This is a genomic window from Effusibacillus dendaii (genome assembly GCF_015097055.1).
Classification (GTDB): Bacteria; Bacillota; Bacilli; order Tumebacillales; family Effusibacillaceae; genus Effusibacillus; species Effusibacillus dendaii.
Map to the genome: position 1 here is coordinate 472,501 of NZ_AP023366.1, position 20,628 is coordinate 493,128.

18 protein-coding genes, 4 pseudogenes and 1 riboswitch (1 of these 23 only partly in view) are annotated in these 20,628 nt (G+C 48.4%); of the genes and pseudogenes, 21 read left to right on the forward strand and 1 reads right to left on the reverse strand.

Annotated features, from left to right (window positions below; translation table 11 throughout):
- The 7 genes from hyi to skT53_RS02510 all read left to right on the forward strand — a co-directional run.
- Positions 1–295, forward strand: the 3' portion of a protein-coding gene (gene hyi / locus skT53_RS02480) for a hydroxypyruvate isomerase (protein WP_200759613.1). It extends 503 nt beyond the left edge of the window; the window shows 295 of its 798 coding nt (coding positions 504–798); the start codon falls outside the window, past its left edge; its stop codon occupies positions 293–295.
- A complete protein-coding gene (locus skT53_RS02485) occupies positions 296–1,207 on the forward strand; it encodes an NAD(P)-dependent oxidoreductase (protein ID WP_200759614.1) in 912 nt (303 codons plus the stop codon).
- A gap of 145 nt (positions 1,208–1,352) precedes the next feature.
- Positions 1,353–2,078, forward strand: a complete 726-nt coding sequence (locus skT53_RS02490; RefSeq protein ID WP_200759615.1) for a (Fe-S)-binding protein — start codon at positions 1,353–1,355, stop codon at positions 2,076–2,078.
- 4 nt (positions 2,079–2,082) lie between these two features.
- Positions 2,083–3,471 carry a LutB/LldF family L-lactate oxidation iron-sulfur protein gene (locus tag skT53_RS02495; RefSeq protein ID WP_200759616.1) on the forward strand — a complete coding sequence of 463 codons (1,389 nt, stop codon included), beginning with the start codon at positions 2,083–2,085 and terminating at the stop codon, positions 3,469–3,471.
- Positions 3,471–4,166, forward strand: a complete 696-nt coding sequence (locus skT53_RS02500) for a LutC/YkgG family protein (protein ID WP_200759617.1) — start codon at positions 3,471–3,473, stop codon at positions 4,164–4,166. Before skT53_RS02495 ends, skT53_RS02500 begins: the two co-directional genes overlap by 1 nt.
- A gap of 17 nt (positions 4,167–4,183) precedes the next feature.
- A complete protein-coding gene (locus tag skT53_RS02505) occupies positions 4,184–5,170 on the forward strand; it encodes an aldo/keto reductase (protein WP_200759618.1) in 987 nt (328 codons plus the stop codon).
- Between the two features lie 2 nt (positions 5,171–5,172).
- Entirely contained in the window at positions 5,173–6,084 is a 912-nt protein-coding gene (locus skT53_RS02510; protein WP_200759619.1) for a DUF3298 domain-containing protein, read from the forward strand.
- Here skT53_RS02510 and skT53_RS02515 read toward each other — a convergent pair.
- Complete coding sequence (locus tag skT53_RS02515; protein WP_200759620.1) at positions 6,074–6,700, reverse strand: histidine phosphatase family protein; 627 nt, start codon at positions 6,698–6,700, stop codon at positions 6,074–6,076. The genes skT53_RS02510 and skT53_RS02515 overlap by 11 nt on opposite strands.
- Before the next feature lie 188 nt (positions 6,701–6,888).
- Here skT53_RS02515 and skT53_RS02520 point away from each other — a divergent pair, with 188 nt between their 5' ends.
- From skT53_RS02520 to skT53_RS19070, 14 genes and pseudogenes are all read left to right on the forward strand, one after another.
- A complete protein-coding gene (locus skT53_RS02520) occupies positions 6,889–7,581 on the forward strand; it encodes a hypothetical protein (protein ID WP_200759621.1) in 693 nt (230 codons plus the stop codon).
- A 141-nt stretch (positions 7,582–7,722) separates the two neighbouring features.
- On the forward strand, positions 7,723–8,460 hold the full coding sequence (locus skT53_RS02525; RefSeq protein WP_200759622.1) for a cyclase family protein: 738 nt from the start codon (positions 7,723–7,725) through the stop codon (positions 8,458–8,460).
- A gap of 12 nt (positions 8,461–8,472) precedes the next feature.
- Positions 8,473–10,449: an acetoacetate--CoA ligase gene (locus skT53_RS02530; RefSeq protein WP_200759623.1), complete on the forward strand. Its 1,977-nt coding sequence runs from the start codon at positions 8,473–8,475 to the stop codon at positions 10,447–10,449.
- Between the two features lie 75 nt (positions 10,450–10,524).
- Positions 10,525–10,584: riboswitch (Fluoride riboswitch) on the forward strand.
- 32 nt (positions 10,585–10,616) lie between these two features.
- The gene (crcB, locus tag skT53_RS02535) at positions 10,617–11,042 is read left to right on the forward strand and encodes a fluoride efflux transporter CrcB (RefSeq protein ID WP_200759624.1); all 426 of its coding nucleotides are present in this window, start codon (positions 10,617–10,619) and stop codon (positions 11,040–11,042) included.
- Positions 11,039–11,422 carry a fluoride efflux transporter CrcB gene (gene crcB / locus skT53_RS02540; RefSeq protein WP_200759625.1) on the forward strand — a complete coding sequence of 128 codons (384 nt, stop codon included), beginning with the start codon at positions 11,039–11,041 and terminating at the stop codon, positions 11,420–11,422. The genes crcB (skT53_RS02535) and crcB (skT53_RS02540) overlap by 4 nt, the downstream gene beginning before the upstream one ends.
- 87 nt (positions 11,423–11,509) lie before the next feature.
- A complete protein-coding gene (locus tag skT53_RS02545; RefSeq protein ID WP_200759626.1) occupies positions 11,510–13,084 on the forward strand; it encodes an ABC-F family ATP-binding cassette domain-containing protein in 1,575 nt (524 codons plus the stop codon).
- Positions 13,085–13,089: 5 nt separating this feature from the next.
- Entirely contained in the window at positions 13,090–14,274 is a 1,185-nt protein-coding gene (locus skT53_RS02550; RefSeq protein WP_226375397.1) for a DEAD/DEAH box helicase, read from the forward strand.
- Between the two features lie 137 nt (positions 14,275–14,411).
- Complete coding sequence (locus skT53_RS02555) at positions 14,412–16,022, forward strand: ABC-F family ATP-binding cassette domain-containing protein (protein WP_200759628.1); 1,611 nt, start codon at positions 14,412–14,414, stop codon at positions 16,020–16,022.
- Positions 16,023–16,230: 208 nt separating this feature from the next.
- Positions 16,231–16,419: a CocE/NonD family hydrolase gene (locus skT53_RS02560; RefSeq protein ID WP_226375398.1), complete on the forward strand. Its 189-nt coding sequence runs from the start codon at positions 16,231–16,233 to the stop codon at positions 16,417–16,419.
- Positions 16,420–16,468: 49 nt separating this feature from the next.
- Positions 16,469–16,747 (forward strand): annotated as a pseudogene (locus skT53_RS19065) (CocE/NonD family hydrolase); the annotation flags it as partial.
- 101 nt (positions 16,748–16,848) lie between these two features.
- Positions 16,849–18,565, forward strand: a pseudogene (locus skT53_RS02570) (acyl-CoA dehydrogenase family protein).
- Positions 18,566–18,667: 102 nt separating this feature from the next.
- A pseudogene (locus skT53_RS02575) lies at positions 18,668–19,294 on the forward strand (FGGY-family carbohydrate kinase); the annotation flags it as partial.
- Positions 19,295–19,310: 16 nt separating this feature from the next.
- Positions 19,311–20,174: pseudogene (locus skT53_RS02580) on the forward strand (FAD-dependent oxidoreductase); the annotation flags it as partial.
- 33 nt (positions 20,175–20,207) lie between these two features.
- A complete protein-coding gene (locus skT53_RS19070; protein ID WP_226375400.1) occupies positions 20,208–20,624 on the forward strand; it encodes a glycerol-3-phosphate dehydrogenase C-terminal domain-containing protein in 417 nt (138 codons plus the stop codon).
- Positions 20,625–20,628: the final 4 nt, after the last annotated feature.

Below are 20,628 nucleotides of genomic sequence, written 5' to 3' on the forward strand. Positions count from 1 at the left end.
GGACATGCCAAATGTAAAGATACAGTACGATTTTTACCACATGCAACGGATTCAGGGAGAACTCATTGCTTCCTACCAAACATATAAAGATGCGATAGGACACATTCAAATTGCCGATAATCCGGGACGACACGAACCGGGTACTGGAGAAATCAACTATCCAAATATTTTCCGTTTTTTGAAAGAGATAGGTTACGAAGGGTATATCGGCTTGGAATATACGCCGAAAGAATCGAGCGATACAAGTTTCAAATGGCTGGCAGATGCGGTAGACTTAGCGCGAAGAGGTGTGTAAATGAACAGGAAACGAATTGGGTTTATCGGTCTTGGGGTTATGGGATCCCGTATGACAAGACGGCTGCTTAACGCGGGTTATGAGGTGATCGTCTATAACCGCACCCCGGAAAAAATGGGACCGATTCTACAACAAGGTGCGACTGCCGCATCCGACATCAGTTCACTTGCAAAACAGTCGGATGTGATCTGCACCTGTCTTTCGATGCCAAGTGATGTGAAGGCCGTCTATGAAGGACCGGATGGAATACTTGCAAACAGCAGACCGCAAACGGTATGCATTGATTTTACAACAGTCGGGATGGACACCAGCATAGACTTAGCCAACCAGGCAAAAGCCAAACAGATCGATTACTTGGACGCACCTGTCAGCGGCGGACCGGAGGGAGCCGAACAGGGATCGTTGACGATTATGGTGGGCGGCAACAAGACCGCTTTTGAACAGGTATCGCAGATATTGAATGTGTTGGGTCAAAACATTCAATATCTGGGGGACTCGGGGCTTGGCAGTGTGGCCAAATTGATCAATCAATACTTGGTGGCGGCTCATTCGCTGGCTGCTTCGGAAGCCATGGTGACCGGTGTGGCACTGGGACTTCGCGCCGAGCAGCTATATGATATTTTGCGGACCAGTTACGGAGACAGCCGCATGCTGCGACGCCATATGGAAACGTATGTGCTGCCGCGCAATTTTGAACCGGGCGGGGCGCTCAAATACGTTCTGAAAGATGTCAATCTAGCAATCGAATTGTTTGCCAAAATCGGTCTGCAGCCGCGCACCGGAAACAGCGCCGTAGAGGTGTTAAATCTCGCAGTGGAACAAGGGCTGGCCGATTTGGATATGTCAGCCATCATTCAACCTTTGGAAAAACAATGTGAGGTCGTTGTAAAAAAGCAATCAGGAAACGCTTGACGGCGTACCTGATTGCTTTTTTGCATATCCATATATCGGTACGGGGAAAACGTTGCGAGAGGATTTCGAATGTAGGAAGAAGAAGTAAGCAAGGCAAAGAAAGAGTTCGCAAAGCAAAAAAGTTTGCAAAAAGGGGGTAATTGACATGAAAGTTGCTTTGTTTGTGACCTGCCTGGCCGATGTGTTTTTTCCGGACGTCGGCAAAAGTGTGGTGCAGGTTCTTGAATCACAGGGAGTAGAAGTCGTGTTTCCGCCGGATCAAACCTGTTGCGGACAGGTTACGTTCAACAGCGGATATTGGGAAGACAGCAAAAAATCGGCTAAACATTTCATCGAAGTATTCGAAAACGAAGAGTATATCATTGCTCCATCCGGCTCCTGCGCCAGTATGATCCGGCTGCATTATCCCAAATTGTTCGAAGATGAACCAAACTGGAAAAAAAGGGCGGAACAGGTCGCGGAGCGCGTCTATGAGTTTTCCGAGTTTCTCGTTCATGTGCTGGGCCTCGAACAGTTACAGGCCTCCTTCCCGGCGAAAGCTACCTACCACCAATCCTGTCATATGGGTCGTGGTTTGGGGTTAATCAACGAACCGCTGCAGGTTTTGTCCAAGGTGGAAGGACTGCAAATCGAACCACTCCCGAATCAGGAAGATTGTTGTGGATTTGGCGGCACTTTTTCGGTCAAAATGCCGGAAATTTCAGTTGCCATGGCGAGTGAAAAAATAAAACATATCAACGAATCCGGAGCCGATTTGGTCATCACGTCTGATTTGGGATGTTTGATGCATATCGGAGGTTTTGCGAAGCGGCAAGGGAATGGTATTCGCATGCTGCATGTGGCAGAAGTGCTAGCGAATCAAAAGGGGTGAGACGATGTCGATGCCGAATCAAACCTTCCGGACAAGAGTATCAGAGGGGTTGCAGGATGCGTACCGACGAAACGTTGTGGGCAAAGTGCAGGATTATTTCCGGGCGATGCGCAATAACATTTTCGAGGAACTTGGCAATGTAGAGGAATGGCGGGAACGGGCAGCGCAAATCCGATCCCATACGATTGAAAATCTGGACGCCTACCTGGAAATGTTCTCCGAAAACATTCAAAAAAATGGCGGCCATGTAGCATTTGCCGCTGACGCTGCAGAGGCAAACCGCTATATTCAATCGGTCGCGAAACAACACGAGGTCAAAACGGTGGTCAAATCCAAATCGATGGTGACGGAAGAAATCCACCTGAACGGCGCGTTGGAGGATATCGGGGTGGAAGTATTCGAAACAGATTTAGGGGAATTTATTATACAACTGGACAACGACCGACCGTCACATATTGTCGGACCGGCCATGCACAAATCAAAACAGCAGGTGGCCGAGATTTTTTCAAAAAAAGCGGGCGAAACTTTGCCGGCCGATGCACAAGAGTTAGGACGGTTTGCCCGGGAATATCTGCGGGACAAATTTTTCAGGGCGGATATGGGAATTACCGGCTGCAATTTCGGAGTGGCCGAATCCGGTTCGGTTGTGATTGTCAGCAATGAGGGAAATGTCGAAATGACCAGTTCTCTCCCGCGTGTGCATGTGGTGGTGATGGGAATGGAACGTCTGGTTCCAAGCTGGGAGGAATTGGACGTGTTAATTAGTCTGCTGCCAAGAAGCGCCACCGGGCAAAGAACGATCAGTTACGCAACGGCCATACATGGCCCGAAACGGGAAAATGATCTGGATGGACCGGAAGAGTGGCATGTGGTGATTGTTGACAACGGCCGTTCCAAACTACTGGGAACCAAATATCAACAGGCGTTAAACTGCATCCGTTGCGGGAATTGTTCGAATGTTTGCCCCGTGTACCGGCACATCGGCGGGCATGCTTACGGGGGCGTCTACAACGGTCCAATTGGCGCAGTCATTACGCCTCTGATGGAAAATTTGCCGGAGTGGAAAGAACTTGCCTTTGCTTCCAGTTTGTGCGGAGCTTGCACCGAAGCCTGTCCAGTCAAGATTCCGCTCCACGAGTATCTGATTGAACTGCGTCACGATGTGACGGAAACTTCAGAAGATACATGGTCGGAACGAATGGTGGCCCATTTGTTTGGAACGGCCACTGCCCATCCTTCTTTGTATGAAATGGGGCAAAAAGCAGCCCGGTTGCCCTTTTTGTCATCTGCAGCCGGTCCGATGAAAGCATGGCAGGAGAATCGGGACTTGCCAGAACCCGCCAAACAGACGTTTCGCGACTGGTGGAGACAGCACAAAGGGGGAGAACGTTGATGGAACAGCCGCAATTTCTCGATCAAGTAGCAGCCCGGTTGGGACGGCCCAGACGTCATGCAAGCCAAATTGTGAAACTAAATTATCGGACGAATCCTTGGGATTCCTATTGTGAAGGGAAAACGGCAGATGATTTTTGCCGGATTTTTCAGGAGGCGTTGACATCCCAATCTGCCAAAGTGATCGTAGTAACCGACCGCAACCAAATGTATGAGGAGCTGCAAACAGTTCTTGAAAAAGGAGCTGTCAAGCGAGTGGCCATATGGGACGATCCGCGACTGAACGACCTGCAGTTAGAATCGTTTTTCGCGGAGCAGGGAATTGCATGCACCCGTTGGTCAGGAGAAAACGACCAACGTCAGTTGACGATGCAGGTGGAAGCTTCGCAATTGGGTATTACATGGGCAGATGCCGCTTGTGCGGAAACAGGCACGATCGTTTTGCAGAACCGTGCCGGAAAAGGACGCCTTGTCAGCCTTCTGCCGCAAACCCATCTGGTTTTTGTGAAAAAGGAGCAAATTCATGCAAGGTGGTCCGGGATTATGCAGGAAATGCATCGCATGACGGAAACAAACACGCTGCCGTCGTACACCAATTTTATCTCCGGTCCCACCACGAGTGCCGATATTGCCCTCGAAATTGTGAAAGGTGTGCACGGCCCGAAACATCTTGTGGTGATGGTTGTTGATTTTTAAAAGGGGGGAAGAAACGGATGAATTATAAAAAATTGGGCAGAACGGGATTGCAGGTATCCACATTATGCCTGGGAACCATGAGTTTTGGCAGGTGGATTGATGAAAAAACGTCAAATGCAATTTTGCAGCAAGCGCTTGAACATGGGATTAACTTTATCGATACCGCGAATTTCTATGGAAAAGGGCAAGATGCAGAGCAGCCCGTTGGTACCGGCGAGTGCGAAGAGATTTTAGGCCGCGCCTTAAAAGGTCGCAGGCACGATGTCGTACTGGCAACCAAAGTAGGATTGGCGATGGGGTATGGTCCCAACCAATCCGGTTTGTCGCGGGTTCATATCATGCATCAGGCGGAAGAGTCGCTGCGCCGTTTGCAGACCGATTATATCGACCTTTATCAGGTGCATCGTTTTGACCCCCGCACACCGCTGGAAGAAACCCTGCGGGCGCTGGACGATTTGGTCCGTCAAGGGAAGGTCCGATATATCGGCTGTTCCAACTTTGCCGCCTGGCAAATCGCAAAATCCTATGCGATCAGTGAAACACGTAATCTCGAAAAATTTGTATCGGTCCAACCCCAGTACAGTTTATTGGTGAGAGATATTGAGGCGGAGCTGCTTCCCTTTTGCCAGTCTGAAAATGTCGGTGTGATCGTGTACAGTCCGATGGCACGCGGCATGTTATCAGGAAAATACAAAAGCTCAGATGATGTGCCGGAGGAAAGCCGCGCGTTTCACGGTGAACGAAACCTGTATAAGCTGTTTACCCCTAACAACTTCAGGTTAGTGGAGCGGCTGCGTCCTGTTGCGGAGGAAAGTGGGCTCACAGTGGCCCAGTTTGCCCTTGCCTGGGTACTCAGCAACCCACAGATCACTTCCGCAATCGTAGGCGCTACCAAAACCGGACATGTATCGTCTGCCGTTGAAGCAGGTCAGTACACCTTTTCCAACGAATTAAAAGAGAAGGTAAATCAGGTCTTACACGACCACACAGGAGGAAAGGAATAAACATGTCCACAAACAGGATACGAGCCAAAATGGCAGCCAGTTTTACGGCAGGCGTGTTGTTAACCATTGGCGGAGTTGCTTTCGCTGATCATATAGAGGCTGTTTCTGGCGCGTACAAATTTGTAGTGAACGGGATCGATAAAACACCGCCCGACTACTCGAACTCATCATTCCAGCAAAACTCACCCGTTTCACTTGCCTATAACGGGAGAGCGTATGTATCCATTCGGTTCCTTTCCAAACTGCTGGGACTTCCGGTTGATTATGACGAAAGCAATCAGGCTATCCAGATTGGCAGCCGTACGATCGCCGCAAGCGGCCCTTTGCAAAATGTAACCATTCAGAAGATCGATTGGCAATCCGAAGATTCCCGGCTGAAAATCTCTTATCCTCACATCAATGGATTGCCCGATCAGCAGGTACAGGATAAAATCAACGCGTTGTTGAAACAACAGGCGCAATATACCCAGAACGACCCGAATCTGGTTGACTATACGGCCAATTACGAAGTCAAATTGCAAAAAGGAAATTTGGTCACGTTCCTGTTTAACAGCTATGTGTACACCGGGGGCGCGCACGGCATGCCGGACCGGAAAGCGGTAATGGTCAATCTGGAAACAGGAGAGACCTATCAAATGAAAGATCTGTTTCAAGAAAACAGCGAGTATCTGAAGGTGCTCAGCGATTTGGTCCGGGCGAAAGATACGGACCACCGCCTGGATATTTTCAAGCCGTTTCCGGGTGTCACGGAACAAGACGGTTTTTATGTGACAGACGACGGTGTGGTGGTATATTTCTATCCTTATGAGCACACTCCGTATGCGTATGGGTTTCCGGAATATAAAATCTCATTTGATGAATTAAAAAATATCATCGACACACAAGGCTCTCTCTGGAAATCCTTTAATCCGTAACAACAGGCACAAAAATCTTCTCGTACTGATACTCGCCCTGTTGTTCCTGCACGGCGATTACAGATGCGTTTTCGACAGGTTGAAAGCCCTCCAGTTGTTCGACCGGCCAATTCATCAAAAAGGCCAGCATCGTTTGAATAAAAGCGGCATGGGTTACGACAACCATATTTTCATAACGTTGTCGCTGGATAAGAGGATTTACAACGGTATGCATGAACATAGCAGAGCGAAGATACACATCCGCCAGCGATTCCCCGTTTTGATACCGAAAATAAAAAGGACCTGCCGCTTTAAACTCTCTTTTTGCCTCCGGTGTGCGGTTGTTGAAATCGTATAAATTTCCCAGTTCCCATTCGCGAAGCAGTGGATTTTCAAAGAATGGGGTAGATTCCGGCAGCAGTGCGTGAATCGCTCTGGCTGTCTGCATCGTGCGCCGATAAGGCGATACATATAATACGGTGCTTCCTTGCAGAAGATCTTTTAAAAATCGGGCGGTCAACTGCGCCTGTTTGACTCCCAATTCGGTAAGGCTATGCTTGGAATCGTGAATTTCCGCCATTCGAAAACGATCCACATTATGCTCAGATTCACCATGACGAACCAGATAAAGTTTCAACTGGGTTTCCTCCAAAGTCGTGAATTTTCAAACACATCTCTCTGATCATACCATTTTCTCCCGTAAAAGCGTAAGGGGGAGTTGCTTTGGTAGAAAATAGAATCCAGAAGCAAAATGTGTTGAAGAATGTCGGAATTTAAAATATAATTTTTAAAAGGGAAAGACCCGAGAAAGGGTTGGGTGGTAGAATGCTAATATCGAAAATAAAAGACATTGGCAAAGTAACTTCTCTCATCAAAAAAGATCAGACGAATTCCAATAAACCAGATGACGGTTCCGACTATGAGGAGATAAACACCCAATTATTGACGGATGCAGTCGCTACCAAATGCTTTGAGTCGTTTATGGAATTGCTGCAATCCCGGCAGGAAATCGCCAACCAATTGCGGGGAACGGAACAGCAATTTTACGATTCGGAAGAACATGTTCGCAATCTTACAAACGAAAAAGAGTATTTACTGGAGAAAATCGGAAATCTCGAAACAGAAGTGGAACGGTTGAAAGAACAACTGCTGACCAGCAAAATCCGAAACGATCAACTGAACGATGAATTCCAAGAGTTTCGGGAGGACAGCGCAAGCAAATATCAGCAATTGCAAAATGTATTGCGCGAACAAGAATTGGCTAACAAACAGTTGATGGTGGATCTGAACCGGGTGCGATCGGAGAGCCAGCATCGAATTGATCAGTTGGAAAGCAAATTGCGGGAAGAACGTACAAAAAACAACCACCTGCAGGAACAATACAACCAGGTGGTCAAAGAGAATGCAAGCCTCATCGAAACGATCAACGACTTTGCGCAACGGGCGGCCGCCTTTTCACATTTTCCTTTGGAAATCAAGCAATCTATCGACAAAAACAAAAATCCCAAATCATCCTAACTTGTACATGTATGATTCGATTCAAGAGGACAAGCTCACCGACTCCAGGAAGGGTCGGTTTTGTTTTGTTTCTAGCGAATTTTCAAAACTCTTGTTATGATTAAACTAGTCGCAATCTTTAGGCGGGCAAGGAGGAACCGTATGAAAATCATTGATTTGACGAGAGTCATTCAGGAAGGAATGGCGCAACATCCGGCGCATGGCAAGTCGCCTGTATTTTTGTCGGGAACACGCAGTCACGACTTTTGGAAACGGTTGGAATATCCCAATCCATATGATCCTGACGATTGCGTATCCTTCCAAAACGAACAGATTATTGTATGCGGTCATACAGGAACTCACATGGATTCCTGCTTTCATGCGGATCCTGAAAGCGGTTACACGATTGACCGCATGCCGCTTGAATGCGGGTTTGGGAACGCGATCTGGCTCGATGTTTCCCATAAATTCAAACCGAAAGGACAGATTTCCGCAAAAGATTTGCAAGAGGCGGAATTTCGTTCCGGCGCTTCCATTCTTCCGAACGATATCGTGTTGATTCATACGGGCTGGTCTTCCGTTACAGATCCGGCGGAGTACTCGACCCATTTTATGGGACTGGCGAAAGACGCCGGTGAATGGCTGCGTGAGAAAAAAGTCAGGACGGTCGGGATTGATTCCTGCAATCTGGATGCACATGATATGGCGCATCCGGTGCATATGAATTTTTTGCGGCCGCGTTCCCTTGGACTCGATAACTCCGATTTTATCGCCATCATTGAAAATCTTGTGCATATCGACCAAATTCCGAAAGCCCGATTCCTGTTTTCCGGTGCTCCGATTCCGTATCTGGGAGCGACAGGAGGACAGATCCGGGCGATGGCAATCATCGAATCATAATGAGGTGATCAAATGACAATACTCACAGAAGGAACGGTACTTTGGCAACCGAGTGAAGACCGGGTAAACGAATCAGGCGTGCAAAAATTTATCAACTGGCTGGCTCAAAATAAAGGTCTGATCTTTACGGACTACCATTCGTTATGGAATTGGTCAGTCGATTCGTTGGAAGATTTTTGGGAGAGCGTTTGGGAATACCTCAATATCCGGTCATCCACGGCCTATCCGGCAGTGCTGGAAAAACGTGTGATGCCCGGAGCCAAGTGGTTTACCGGCGCCAGGCTCAACTACGCCGAACATGTGTTTCGCAATGTGCGGGACACCCAGCCGGCTGTCTTATTCCAATCGGAGCATGTTCCACTCACCGAAATCTCCTGGGCGGAACTGGAACAAAAAACAGCTTCCATTGCGAAAACGCTGCGTGAATATGGCGTAAAGCCGGGGGATCGGGTCGTCGGATACATACCGAATATCCCGCAGGCAATCATCGCTTTTTTGGCATGTGCCAGCATTGGCGCGATTTGGTCAAGCTGCTCGCCTGATTTTGGAACCCCGAGCGTTGTTGACCGGTTTAAACAGATCGAACCGAAAGTGCTTTTCGCGGTAGACGGATATCGTTACAACGGCAAATCATTTGATCGAAAATCGGTTGTGGCAGAACTGCAAGAATCGCTCCCCAGCTTGCAAAAGACGATTTTCGTTCCGTATCTCCACGAGCATTCGAACACGGACGGATTGGAAAACGCAGTCCTGTTCCCGGATCTTCTGGAGGAAAAAGCGGAGCTAGCTTATGAACAGCTTCCGTTTGACCATCCGCTCTGGATTTTGTACTCGTCCGGAACCACCGGTATCCCAAAAGCGATTGTACATCCGCAAGGCGGCATTATACTGCAGCATCTGACCACATTTTGCATTCAAAACGCACTGACCCCGGAGGACCGTTTCTTCTGGTTTACGACAACCGGCTGGATGATGTGGAACTATTTGGTCAGCACACTGCTGGTTGGCGCGACCGTAGTCCAGTATGACGGAAGCCCCGCTTATCCGGGTTCGCATGTTCTTTGGGAACTCGCTGAAAAATCAGGCATTACATTTATGGGAATCAGTCCCGCGTTTATCAGCATTTGCATGAAATCGGGCATCCGTCCTGGCGATCAGTATGATTTGAGCAAATTGAAAGGAATCGGCGTGACAGGCGCGCCGCTCACTTCCGACGGATTTCACTGGACCTATCAACACGTGAAAAAGGATTTGTGGCTGAACTCGACAAGCGGCGGCACCGACGTATGCACCGCTTTTGTCGGTGGAACTCCGTCGCTTCCGGTTCGGGCAGGCGAGATCCAATGCCGGGTGCTCGGCGTGAAGGCAGAAGCGTTTGATGATAACGGAAATTCCGTTGTGGATGAAGTGGGCGAACTGGTGATTACGCTGCCAATGCCGACAATGCCGGTCTATTTTTGGAACGATCCTGACGGAACGCGTTATCGGGAAAGTTACTTCGACATGTACCCCGGTTACTGGCGGCACGGTGACTGGATTAAAATCAAATCAGGCGGCGGCTGCGTCATTTACGGACGTTCCGACTCCACCATCAACCGGCAGGGCGTTCGGATGGGAACGAGTGAGATTTATCAGGCTGTTGAAGGTGTTGACGAAGTGATCGACAGTTTGGTGGTGGATCTGGAACATTTGGGCCGACAATCATTCCTACCCTGTTTTGTGGTGCTGAAAGAAGGCGTTTCCCTCACGGAAGAGTTGAAAAAAACAATCAAAGACCGGGTTCGCCAGTTTGTTTCACCGCGCCACGTTCCGGACGAAATCTATCAAGTTTCACAAATACCCCGAACATTAAACGGCAAGAAAATGGAAGTGCCAATCCGTAAAATCCTGCTCGGTTTTCCGATTGAAAAAGCGGTCAATCCCGACTCGATGGGAAATCCGGAATCGCTCCCGTTTTTTATCGAACTGGCGAGGACTCTGAACCACTAGACGTCAAACGAAGATGCAGATTGCGCATGTCGATTTTTTACAATATACTGGGGTTAAATCAATGAAAGATCAATCAAATGGATAGGCGATGGAGTTCGCCATAACCGCCGTTTGGCTAATGACTCCTACCAGTCTCTTGCTGGTAGGAATTTGTTTTTTAGTGCTGCATGAAAGGGGAGGTGGCCGCTGTGCCCTACTTGATTGTCGGAGTAGGAGGTATTTTGGGAGCATTGCTGCGTTACTTGCTGGGTCTCTACGTTCATTTTTGGTGGCAATCTCCGTTTCCTTTAGGGACGCTGTTGACCAACTTGATCGGGTGTGTGGCTCTGGCATGGATTACGACACGGCTTTTGAAACCGGGTTCCTTCCAGACATGGATTCGTCTTGGATTTGGAACAGGGCTGATTGGTTCGTTCACCACTTTTTCGACATTCAGTCTGGAGACGGTGGAGCTGTTAAAACGGGATCTATGGGGCGTTGCACTGCTTTATGTTCTATTGAGCTTATGGGGAGGACTCTTGATGGCTTGGGTCGGCTGCAGAATTGCCCGGTCCCAATTGCAAAAAAGGGCGAAGGAGGCGGAATCGGCATGATCGTTAACGCTTTACTGGTGGCAACGGGAGGTTTCTTCGGAGCGGTCGCCCGGTACATAGCCAGCCAATGGTTTGGCAAGCGGTTTCCCTCTGTGTTCCCTTACGGTACGTTATTTGTGAATCTGCTGGGATCCTTTTTATTGGGGCTGATAACCGGCGGCAGATGGGCGCCTGCCGTCAGCCTCTTATTTGGAACCGGATTTATGGGCGCTTTTACGACCTTCTCCACTTTCAAATGGGAGTCTTTACAACTCGGCGAGAAAAAACAATGGAAAGCGCTCATTTGGTACCTGGCAATCAGTTACACAGCGGGAGTGATCCTGGCTTTCCTGGGATACGCGGTCGGGGCGGCAATCGATCCGCATCATGGCGAAAGATAAACAAGTCATTCCGATAAATTTTACCTCCGAATCAGCAGATATGATATAATTATAAGTTGTGCCTATTGATAGAAACGGAGGGTCGGCATGAGTATTTTAACTGTAACAGACGTTTCCCATGGGTTTGGTGCTCGGACCCTGTTTACGAAAATATCATTTCGCCTGCTGCGCGGTGAGCGGATCGGACTGGTAGGCGCCAATGGAGTTGGCAAGTCTACCCTGATGAATATCATTACAGGAACGATCGAACCGGACGAAGGCAAAATCGAATGGTCCACCCGGGCAACTGTCGGCTATCTCGATCAGCATACGAAACTGACACCCGGCAAAACGATCCGCGACATTCTTCGTGATGCTTTCCGTCCGTTGTTTGAATTGGAACAGGAATTGACCGTAATCGCTGAAAAAATGGCGGACGCATCGCCTGAAGAATTGGAAAAACTGCTTGAGGACATGGGTGAAGTCCAGGAACGATTGGATCTCAGCGGTTTCTATATGATTGATGCGCAAATTGAAGAGTTGGCAAAAGGGTTGGGCCTTACCGCAGTCGGTCTTGACCGGGATGTGAACGATTTGTCGGGCGGCCAGCGGACAAAAGTATTATTGGCCAAATTGTTGTTGGAAAAGCCGAATGTGCTGCTGCTTGACGAACCTACCAACTATTTGGATGCCGAACATATCGAATGGTTAACCCGCTACCTGCAGGAATATCCGTACAGTTTTCTGCTGATTTCACATGATACGCTGTTTATGAACGATGTGGTCAACCGGATTTATCATCTGGAGGGCGGCAAACTGTCCGCTTATGCGGGAGATTACGAGCAGTTTCTGCGAGTATATGAACAGAAACGCCAGCAGCACGCAGATGCGTATGAACGCCAGCAGGATGAAATCTCCCGCCTGGAAGATTTTATCGCACGCAATAAAGCACGGGCGGCAACGTCCGGACGGGCCAAATCGCGGCAAAAAATGCTGGACAAAATGGAACGAATCGAACGGCCCGTTACCTACCCGCGGCCGTCCTTCCAGTTTGCGGAAGCGCGACTGTCTTCAAAAGAAGTGGTCACTGCCAAAAACCTGCAGATCGGCTATTCGTTCCCTTTGCTTCCGGAACTTTCCATTTCGGTGGAAAGAGGCAAGAAGATTGCGATCACCGGCTGCAACGGCATGGGCAAGTCGACTCTGCTCAAAACGCTGATGGGGATTTTACAGCCGCTGGCCGGTTCTGTTGAGTTAGGTGACTATTTGCATCCGGCTTATTTTGAACAGGAGAGCAAAATCATTAAAAATGTAACAGCGCTGGAAGATGTCTGGGAATCTTTCCCGCATCTTGCCAATCAGGAGGTACGGGCGAATTTGGCTCGCTGCGGTCTCGGCAACGAACATATCACATCGAAGTTGTCTGCGTTGTCAGGGGGCGAGCAGGCAAAAGTGCGTCTTTGCAAACTGATGCTGACGCCGAGCAATTGGATGCTGCTGGACGAACCGACCAACCATCTGGATGTGGAGGCGAAAGAAGAGTTGGCCATTGCATTGAAAAACTATAAAGGCACTATTCTGCTCGTTTCCCACGAACCGGAGTTTTACAAAGACTGGATTACGGAAGAATGGAATGTGGAAGCCTGGGCTAAACAAGGGGTTCGCAGGGAGATTGAAAGATGAACAATATGTTTTCGATAACCGAAATGAAACCATTTTTGCAGGAAACCTGGACAAAATCCGGTTTCGCTTCCTTTACAGAAATCCAGCAGACATCGATTCCGCTGATTTTGGAAGGAAAGGATGTAATCGCAGAATCACCTACCGGTACCGGCAAGACGCTTACCTATTTGTTGCCTGTATTGGAACGGATGGATCCGGATCGAAAGGATATCCAGGCTGTCATTCTGGCTCCTACCCGCGAATTGGTCATGCAGATTCAGGGAGAGATACAAAAGTTCGCCGAAAAAGGTGGCATCAGAGGAATCGCCCTGGTTGGCGGAGCGGATATAAAAAGGCAAATCGAGAAATTAAAAACACACCCGCAGATTGTCGCAGGAACGCCTGCGCGCATTCAAGAGTTAATCAAAGTGAAAAAAATGAAAATGCATGAAGTCAAAACGATTGTCGTCGATGAAGCGGACCAGATGATGGAGATGCATCTGCTCGACACGATCAAAGAAGTGGTCAAAACTACACTGAAAGACCGTCAACTCTTGTTTTTCTCCGCCACCGTTACGGACCGTGTCGAGCAAACAGGAAAACACATGATGAAACAGCCGGAAGTGATACGGGTCAGCCGGGCGAACCTTGCTTTTTCGCCAGTCGAACACATCTATCTGATCTGTGAGAAACGAGAAAAGATTGATCTGCTGCGCCGAGTTGTAAAAATGGGTGCTTCTAAGGCGATTGCCTTTGTCAACGGCACCAGCGATTTTAACGAACTGGCCGCAAAACTGGAATATAAAGGGATACCTGTGCAAGTTTTACACGGCGAACGCAGTAAAACGGAACGGGAGACAATCATGAAAAACTTCCGGGCAGGCAAGTTCCCGTTGCTGCTTGCGACCGATCTGGCCGCCAGGGGATTGGATATTGAAGGAATTACTCATGTCATTCATTTTGATGCGCCGGACACGCCGGATCAATACATACATCGATCAGGCCGGACGGGCCGGATGGGGGCAGCCGGAACGGTAATTTCCATCATTACGGAAAACCAGGAAGGGCTGTTAAAAAAGTTTGGCAAACACCTCGGGATTCCGATTCGAAAGAAAACGCTTTTTAAAGGTGAATTTGTGGATCAGAAGCCATTCCAGGCAAAACCGAAATCTAACGGCTTGGCCAAAACGGGCAAGAAGAACAGCCGGTAGGTTCGCATTCATCCAATCCGGGGAGGGTCCGCTAGAACGGGCCTTTCTTTTATTTTTGCCCTATTTCATGACACTGCCGAAATTTCATGGTAAAGTAAATAAGTTATGGGTTATTTTCAAAAAAGGTGGTTGTTTGATTGATCAGCACAAACGGCATTACGCTTCGATATGGAAAACGGGCATTATTTGAAGATGTAACGATAAAATTCACGCCAGGCAACTGTTATGGATTGATTGGAGCCAATGGGGCCGGCAAATCAACCTTCCTGAAAATTCTTTCCGGTGAAATCGAGGCGACTCACGGGGAAGTTCTGATTACCCCCGGTGAACGGCTTGCGATTTTGAAACAAAATCACTTCGAATTTGATGAATTTGAAGTGTTGAAAACGGTCATTATGGGTCACAGACGGCTGTATGAAATTATGGAAGAGAAGGATGCCATTTATGCAAAAGGCGATTTTTCCGAAGAGGATGGCATGCGTGCGGCCGAATTGGAAGGCGAATTTGCTGATTTGAACGGCTGGTCGGCCGAACCGGAAGCGGCCGATTTATTGCAGGGACTGGGCATTCCTGTCGAGCTTCATTCGAAAAAGATGAAAGAACTGGACGGCAGTGAGAAAGTGCGTGTGCTCTTGGCGCAGGCGTTGTTTGGCAATCCCGATATTCTGTTGTTGGATGAGCCGACCAACCACCTGGACATGGAATCGATCAAGTGGCTGGAGAATTTCCTTTTGGATTATCCGAATACGGTGATCGTGGTCTCGCACGACAGGCATTTTCTGAATCAGGTGTGTACACATATTGCCGATATCGATTTTGGAAAAATCCAGTTGTATGTAGGCAACTATGATTTTTGGTATGAATCGAGCCAACTGGCTTTGCAATTATCGAAAAACGCCAATAAGAAAAAGGAAGAGAAGATTAAGGAACTGGAGGAATTTATCCGGCGTTTCAGCGCCAATGCCTCCAAATCGAAACAGGCAACCTCCCGCAAAAAACAGCTTGAAAAAATCACCCTGGATGACATTAAGCCGTCTTCGCGCAAGTATCCGTTCATCGATTTTAAACCGGAGCGCGAAGCGGGAAATGATATATTGACCGTAAACAATTTGACGGTAACGGTAGAAGGGGAGAAAATCCTCGACGATATCAGCTTTACTGTCAATAAAGGGGACAAAATCGCTTTTGTCGGGCCGAATGAAATGGCGAAAACGACGCTGTTCAAAACGTTGATGGGCGAATTGACGCCGGATTCCGGGAAATTCAAATGGGGAATCACATCGACACAAGCCTATTTTCCAAAAGATAACGCCGAATACTTTCAAACTGATTTGAATTTGGTCAATTGGCTGCGTCAATATTCGAAAGAGCAGGATGAAACATTTATCAGGAGTTTTCTGGGACGGATGTTGTTCTCCGGTGAAGAATCGCTAAAGAAAGCAAATGTTCTTTCCGGAGGCGAGAAAGTTCGCTGCATGTTGGCCAGGATGATGTGTACAGGCGCGAATGTCCTGTTGCTGGATGAACCGACCAACCATTTGGACCTGGAATCGATCACCGCACTCAACAACGGATTGATAAACTTCCCGGGAAGTCTTTTGTTTGTCTCCCATGACCATCAATTTGTGCAGACGATTGCCAACCGGATTATTGAAATTACGCCAAAGGGTCTGGTTGATAAAGTGATGACGTACGATGAGTATTTAGAGGATGAAAATGTGAAGAGCCAGCTGCAGATGATGTACTAAACTCGGACACAACAATTCGAACTGACCTGAAACAGGTCAGTTTTTTGCATTGGCCCCATCAGATTTTACATCACTGTTTTCGGTACTGATTCGATACGGGACGCAGGATATTAGAAGCGAATATGGAATATAGTCAGATTAATTACGCAATTCATACAATCGGAAAAAATCCGGTCAAGTCGTAAAGGAGGCCTATTGATTGGATACCATGCAAGTTTTGGTAGAGAAAAACGTACCTTGCCCAATGAGGGACGGCACGATTTTGCGCGCCGATATTTACCGGCCAAACGATGCGGAAAAATATTCTGTGCTGTTGACAAGACTGCCCTACAACAAGGATCTTCCCCGGTATGTACACCGCTTTGTGGACCCGATTCGGTTTGCCGGCAACGGATAGGTGGTGATCGTTCAGGATGTAAGAGGGTGCCACCCAGCGTCCTCCTCATTTAACGGCCATTTTGAATCATAAGCTGGAGGAACCGGTATGGGAAAAGCTCAGCATCGTCGAAGAATACCCGATTTTGGATGTTCCCGCTTATCATCTGGGCGGATGGTATGACTGCTTTCTCGGTCCGACACTAAAAAACTTTACGGAAATGCGGGAAAAAGCCCCTGGCGAGAGAGCTCGAACCTGGCAAAAATTGATTATTGGACCCGGGGCGCACGGGGTGTTTACGCCGGTTATCCAAATACGGGAGGCACCACGATCGAAAGTGCGGAAATGAAAAAGCGCAGCAAGTCATTTTCCATAACGAACAGTATCCGTCACACATCCTGCTGCCCGTGATCCCAAATACAAAAAAACCTGACGATAGGGGTGTTTAACATGCGAAATATTCAAAAGGAAATTGACCGGTCTCTTTATTCGGATAATCTGCCGCGTCCCAAACCAGATGCGAATTTTTATACAGAGGATGCAAATATCCAATATTTGATGAGGCGTTATTTGCCAGAAAAGTTGCAGGAATGGGCAGATCGCGAATTAACCCGGTTCGGCGCCTTGATTGCCGGCCCTGTAGATCAGCGGGCCTTTTTTACCGATGGGGAAGGCCGTCCAAAACTGAAGAAATACAATCGGCTGGGAGAAGACATTTCCGAAATTATCACGAATGACGGTTACAAGCAGACCGTTAAAGAGGTTTATGAATCCGGTATTGTCGGCTACTTATATCATGAGATTCCGGAACTGAACGAGAAAGCCCCTTATGCCTATTCGTATTTACAAGGGTACCTGCTCAGCCAGGCGGAACCTGGTTTTTTTGTATGAAGGAGCCACTTGGCTCACGGAAAGGCAAGGCGGGTCGGATGTGGGCGCCAACTTGACCATGGCAGTACCTGATCCGGAGCAAGGGGAGGGAGTGTATCGGCTAACGGGCGAAAAATTTTTCGCCAGCAATGCGGGGGCCATGGTGGCAACCGTGCTGGCTAGAATCAATCCGGAATTGCCCGGCACAAAAGGGTTAGGGTTGTTTTTGGTTCCGTGGATAAAGCCAGATGGGCAAAAAAACCAGATCTATGTGCGCCGGTTAAAAGAAAAACTGGGAGTGAACGCAGTTCCCTCCGCCGAGGTGATTCTGGAAGATGCGGAAGGGTATTTGATCGGAGACGCCGATAAAGGATTCAAGTATATGGCGGAAGCTCTCAATATTTCCCGAATTTGCAATGCAATCGCATCGCTTGGAATCATGCGGCGCGCCTTTTATGAGGCGGTTCAGTACGCGTCAGGCCGGAAGGCGTTTGGCAAGCCCATCATTCAGTATTCCATGGTGCAAGAAACGTTGGCAGACCTGCTGGTGGAACTGGAGGTCAATACAGGGTCGTGCTTTGAAATGATCCATTATTTCGACAAGATGGTTACAGACCAAGCGGCTTCCGAGGATGAAAAAGCGATGGCCCGGTTCCTGATTCCACTTTTAAAATACAGGACCGGTGAACTGGCGATAAAAGCAGCCCATCAATCGCTTGAAACACACGGCGGCAACGGATTTATCGAAGAGTACGTGACACCGCGCCTGCTGCGGGATTCGCAGGTGCTGACCGTTTGGGAAGGAACAGCCAATATTTTGGCACTGGATCTGGTTCGGGTGATGAAAAAGGAGAATGGGCACCAGTCGTTTTTCCGCATTCTGACACGGGACATTGCCGCTCTGCAGAACCCTTTGTCAGAACCGTTTAAACCCGTTTTGCGGAGCGCCCTGCAGGAAATTCAGGAAAGCTTGCAGCAGATTTGGCAACAGTCGGAAGCAGTCATGACCTATCATCTGAAGGCGTTTGCCGACTATTTGGTCGACGTGTTCCAGTTGGTTCAGATTCTGAAGGAAGCAGAAGATCAGGCCAAACAGGACGGAAACGGACGAAAATTCATTGTCGCATATCTGTTCAGGAAGCGGCACTTCGACCGCCCGAGCCATCGTGGGCTGTTGGATACCCATCTGGCAGACTTGGCATTTTTTGAAGAACTGGTTTCGTATCAGACGATTCCCGTTGCAGCGGCCACTAATTTCTTTGAGAGCAGTCAAATGAAAAAAACCGTCCCTAATTGACAACATCTCATGCAGCTGTAGGATGTTGGTATAGCAGCGACAGGGGCTGACAAATTCTCAGAGTACCACCGTTATTTGTTTATAAATCGAGAAGAGAGCAAGGGAATTCATGGAAAAGTCGAGTATGCGCTGGAAGGAAGCATATTTATTGCCGGAGCTGCCGTACAATGGCTGCGGGACGGACTGAAACTGATCGATTCAGCACCTGATTCGGAGTATTATGCGCTAAAGGTAAAGGATACGGACGGTGTTTACGTGGTTCCCGCTTTTGCCGGATTGGGGGCTCCTTACTGGGATATGTACGCTCGCGGCGCGATTTTTGGATTGACTCGGGGAACAAGCAAGGAACATATCATTCGAGCTACGCTGGAAGCGCTGGCCTATCAGACCAGAGATGTTTTGCGGGCGATGGAAGATGATTCCGGAATCAGATTGCAGGCTTTGCGAGTGGATGGAGGAGCGGTGGCGAACAATTTGCTGATGCAATTCCAGTCGGATATTTTGGGGGTGAAAGTCGAACGCCCTGCGGTGACGGAAACAACCGCACTTGGGGCGGCTTTTTTGGCGGGGTTGGCAACAGGTTTCTGGGATATGGGGGAGATTGCGAATAATTCGCAGTTGAATGCCGTATTTGAACCTCAAATGGATGAACAAACCAGAACCAAATTGTACAAAGGATGGCAAAAAGCGGTTAAGCGAACGATGAGCTGGGAAAAGGACGAAGAATAGGATTTTCGGGAGGAACATGGAGAAAACAGGAGCACTATCTTCTTTTACAAGAATCAACAAACTGCAGGAAATGGCTCAGCAGCGATTGGACTTATTGGTGAGAGGCGGCGGCATTACCGGTGCCGGGCTTGCGTTAGATGCATCGTCTCGCGGATTAACGGTTGGACTTGTGGAGAAGCAGGACTTTGCTGCAGGCACAAGCAGCCGATCCACCAAATTGATCCATGGCGGTTTGCGTTATTTGAAACAAGGCGAATTACAACTGGTAAAAGAAGTGGGAAGGGAACGGGCCATACTCTATCGAAACGCTCCCCACATCGTAATTCTGGAGAAAATGTTATTGCCGATAGTCACAAATGGCACCTACGGAAAACTTGCCACTTCGTTTGCTCTCTGGCTCTATGACCGGCTGGCCGGTGTAAAAAAAGAAGAACGGCGTGTCATGCTGTCCAAACAGGCAACAGAGAAACAGGAGCCCTTGCTGCGCAAAGATATTTTAAAGGGAAGCGGGCTCTATATTGAATATCGGACTGACGATGCAAGGCTTGTGATTGAGGTGATCAAAACCGCTGCTGCCTATGGAGCGCTCTGCGCCAATTATGCGGAAGCCACCCGCTTCATTTACCAGGATCAAAAAGCAATCGGTGTTGTTGTAACCGAACTTCTTTCCCAAACCGAGTATCAGATATTCGCAAGAAAAATCGTTAACGCCGCCGGTCCGTGGGTGGATCAGTTGTGATCAAAAGACAACTCCCTGTACGGCAAACGTCTTCACCTTACGAAGGGAGTCCATCTTGTGGTTCCGCACTCCAAGCTCCCCCTGCAGCAATCCGTTTATTTTGATGTATCGGACGGGCGCATGATCTTTGCCATACCGCGTGAGCAGGTTAATCACCATTGCTTTATAGACAAAATGGGGCGAGTCAACGACTCATCATACGATCCGCAGCAACGGTTGGCAGTCGCCGAGTTATGGTATGGTATCGAGCAAGAAATGGTAGTCCATATCAGTGATTGTCTGATTCGAAGGACGGGACGGCTGTTTTTCAAACGAGATTCGCTTGCTGCTGTCTATCCTCTGTTGATCGATGAAATGGCAAAAGCATTTCAATGGAGCGCAGCAGAAAAGTGGGCTGTTGCCAACAATTTGAAGAAGAATTTGATTTGGCAGTCGATTTTGTATAATACCTTTCATCATGCCAATACCTTCGACCATGCTTGGCGAAAGCCAAGTTTTTTTCTGCATTCACTCCAAAATAACTTTTTGAATTTGGTGGGATATTACAGTAGGTGCTGGAAAAACACAGGAGATCCCATTACAAAGGAGTGAAACA

Coding starts and splice junctions, on each gene's coding strand:
- skT53_RS02485 (WP_200759614.1), top strand. CDS start 296: ATGAACAGGAAACGAATTGGGTTTATCGGTCTTGGGGTTATGGGATCC.
- skT53_RS02490 (WP_200759615.1), top strand. CDS start 1,353: ATGAAAGTTGCTTTGTTTGTGACCTGCCTGGCCGATGTGTTTTTTCCG.
- skT53_RS02495 (WP_200759616.1), top strand. CDS start 2,083: ATGTCGATGCCGAATCAAACCTTCCGGACAAGAGTATCAGAGGGGTTG.
- skT53_RS02500 (WP_200759617.1), top strand. CDS start 3,471: ATGGAACAGCCGCAATTTCTCGATCAAGTAGCAGCCCGGTTGGGACGG.
- skT53_RS02505 (WP_200759618.1), top strand. CDS start 4,184: ATGAATTATAAAAAATTGGGCAGAACGGGATTGCAGGTATCCACATTA.
- skT53_RS02510 (WP_200759619.1), top strand. CDS start 5,173: ATGTCCACAAACAGGATACGAGCCAAAATGGCAGCCAGTTTTACGGCA.
- skT53_RS02520 (WP_200759621.1), top strand. CDS start 6,889: ATGCTAATATCGAAAATAAAAGACATTGGCAAAGTAACTTCTCTCATC.
- skT53_RS02525 (WP_200759622.1), top strand. CDS start 7,723: ATGAAAATCATTGATTTGACGAGAGTCATTCAGGAAGGAATGGCGCAA.
- skT53_RS02530 (WP_200759623.1), top strand. CDS start 8,473: ATGACAATACTCACAGAAGGAACGGTACTTTGGCAACCGAGTGAAGAC.
- crcB (WP_200759624.1), top strand. CDS start 10,617: ATGAAAGGGGAGGTGGCCGCTGTGCCCTACTTGATTGTCGGAGTAGGA.
- crcB (WP_200759625.1), top strand. CDS start 11,039: ATGATCGTTAACGCTTTACTGGTGGCAACGGGAGGTTTCTTCGGAGCG.
- skT53_RS02545 (WP_200759626.1), top strand. CDS start 11,510: ATGAGTATTTTAACTGTAACAGACGTTTCCCATGGGTTTGGTGCTCGG.
- skT53_RS02550 (WP_226375397.1), top strand. CDS start 13,090: ATGTTTTCGATAACCGAAATGAAACCATTTTTGCAGGAAACCTGGACA.
- skT53_RS02560 (WP_226375398.1), top strand. CDS start 16,231: ATGCAAGTTTTGGTAGAGAAAAACGTACCTTGCCCAATGAGGGACGGC.
- skT53_RS19070 (WP_226375400.1), top strand. CDS start 20,208: ATGGGGCGAGTCAACGACTCATCATACGATCCGCAGCAACGGTTGGCA.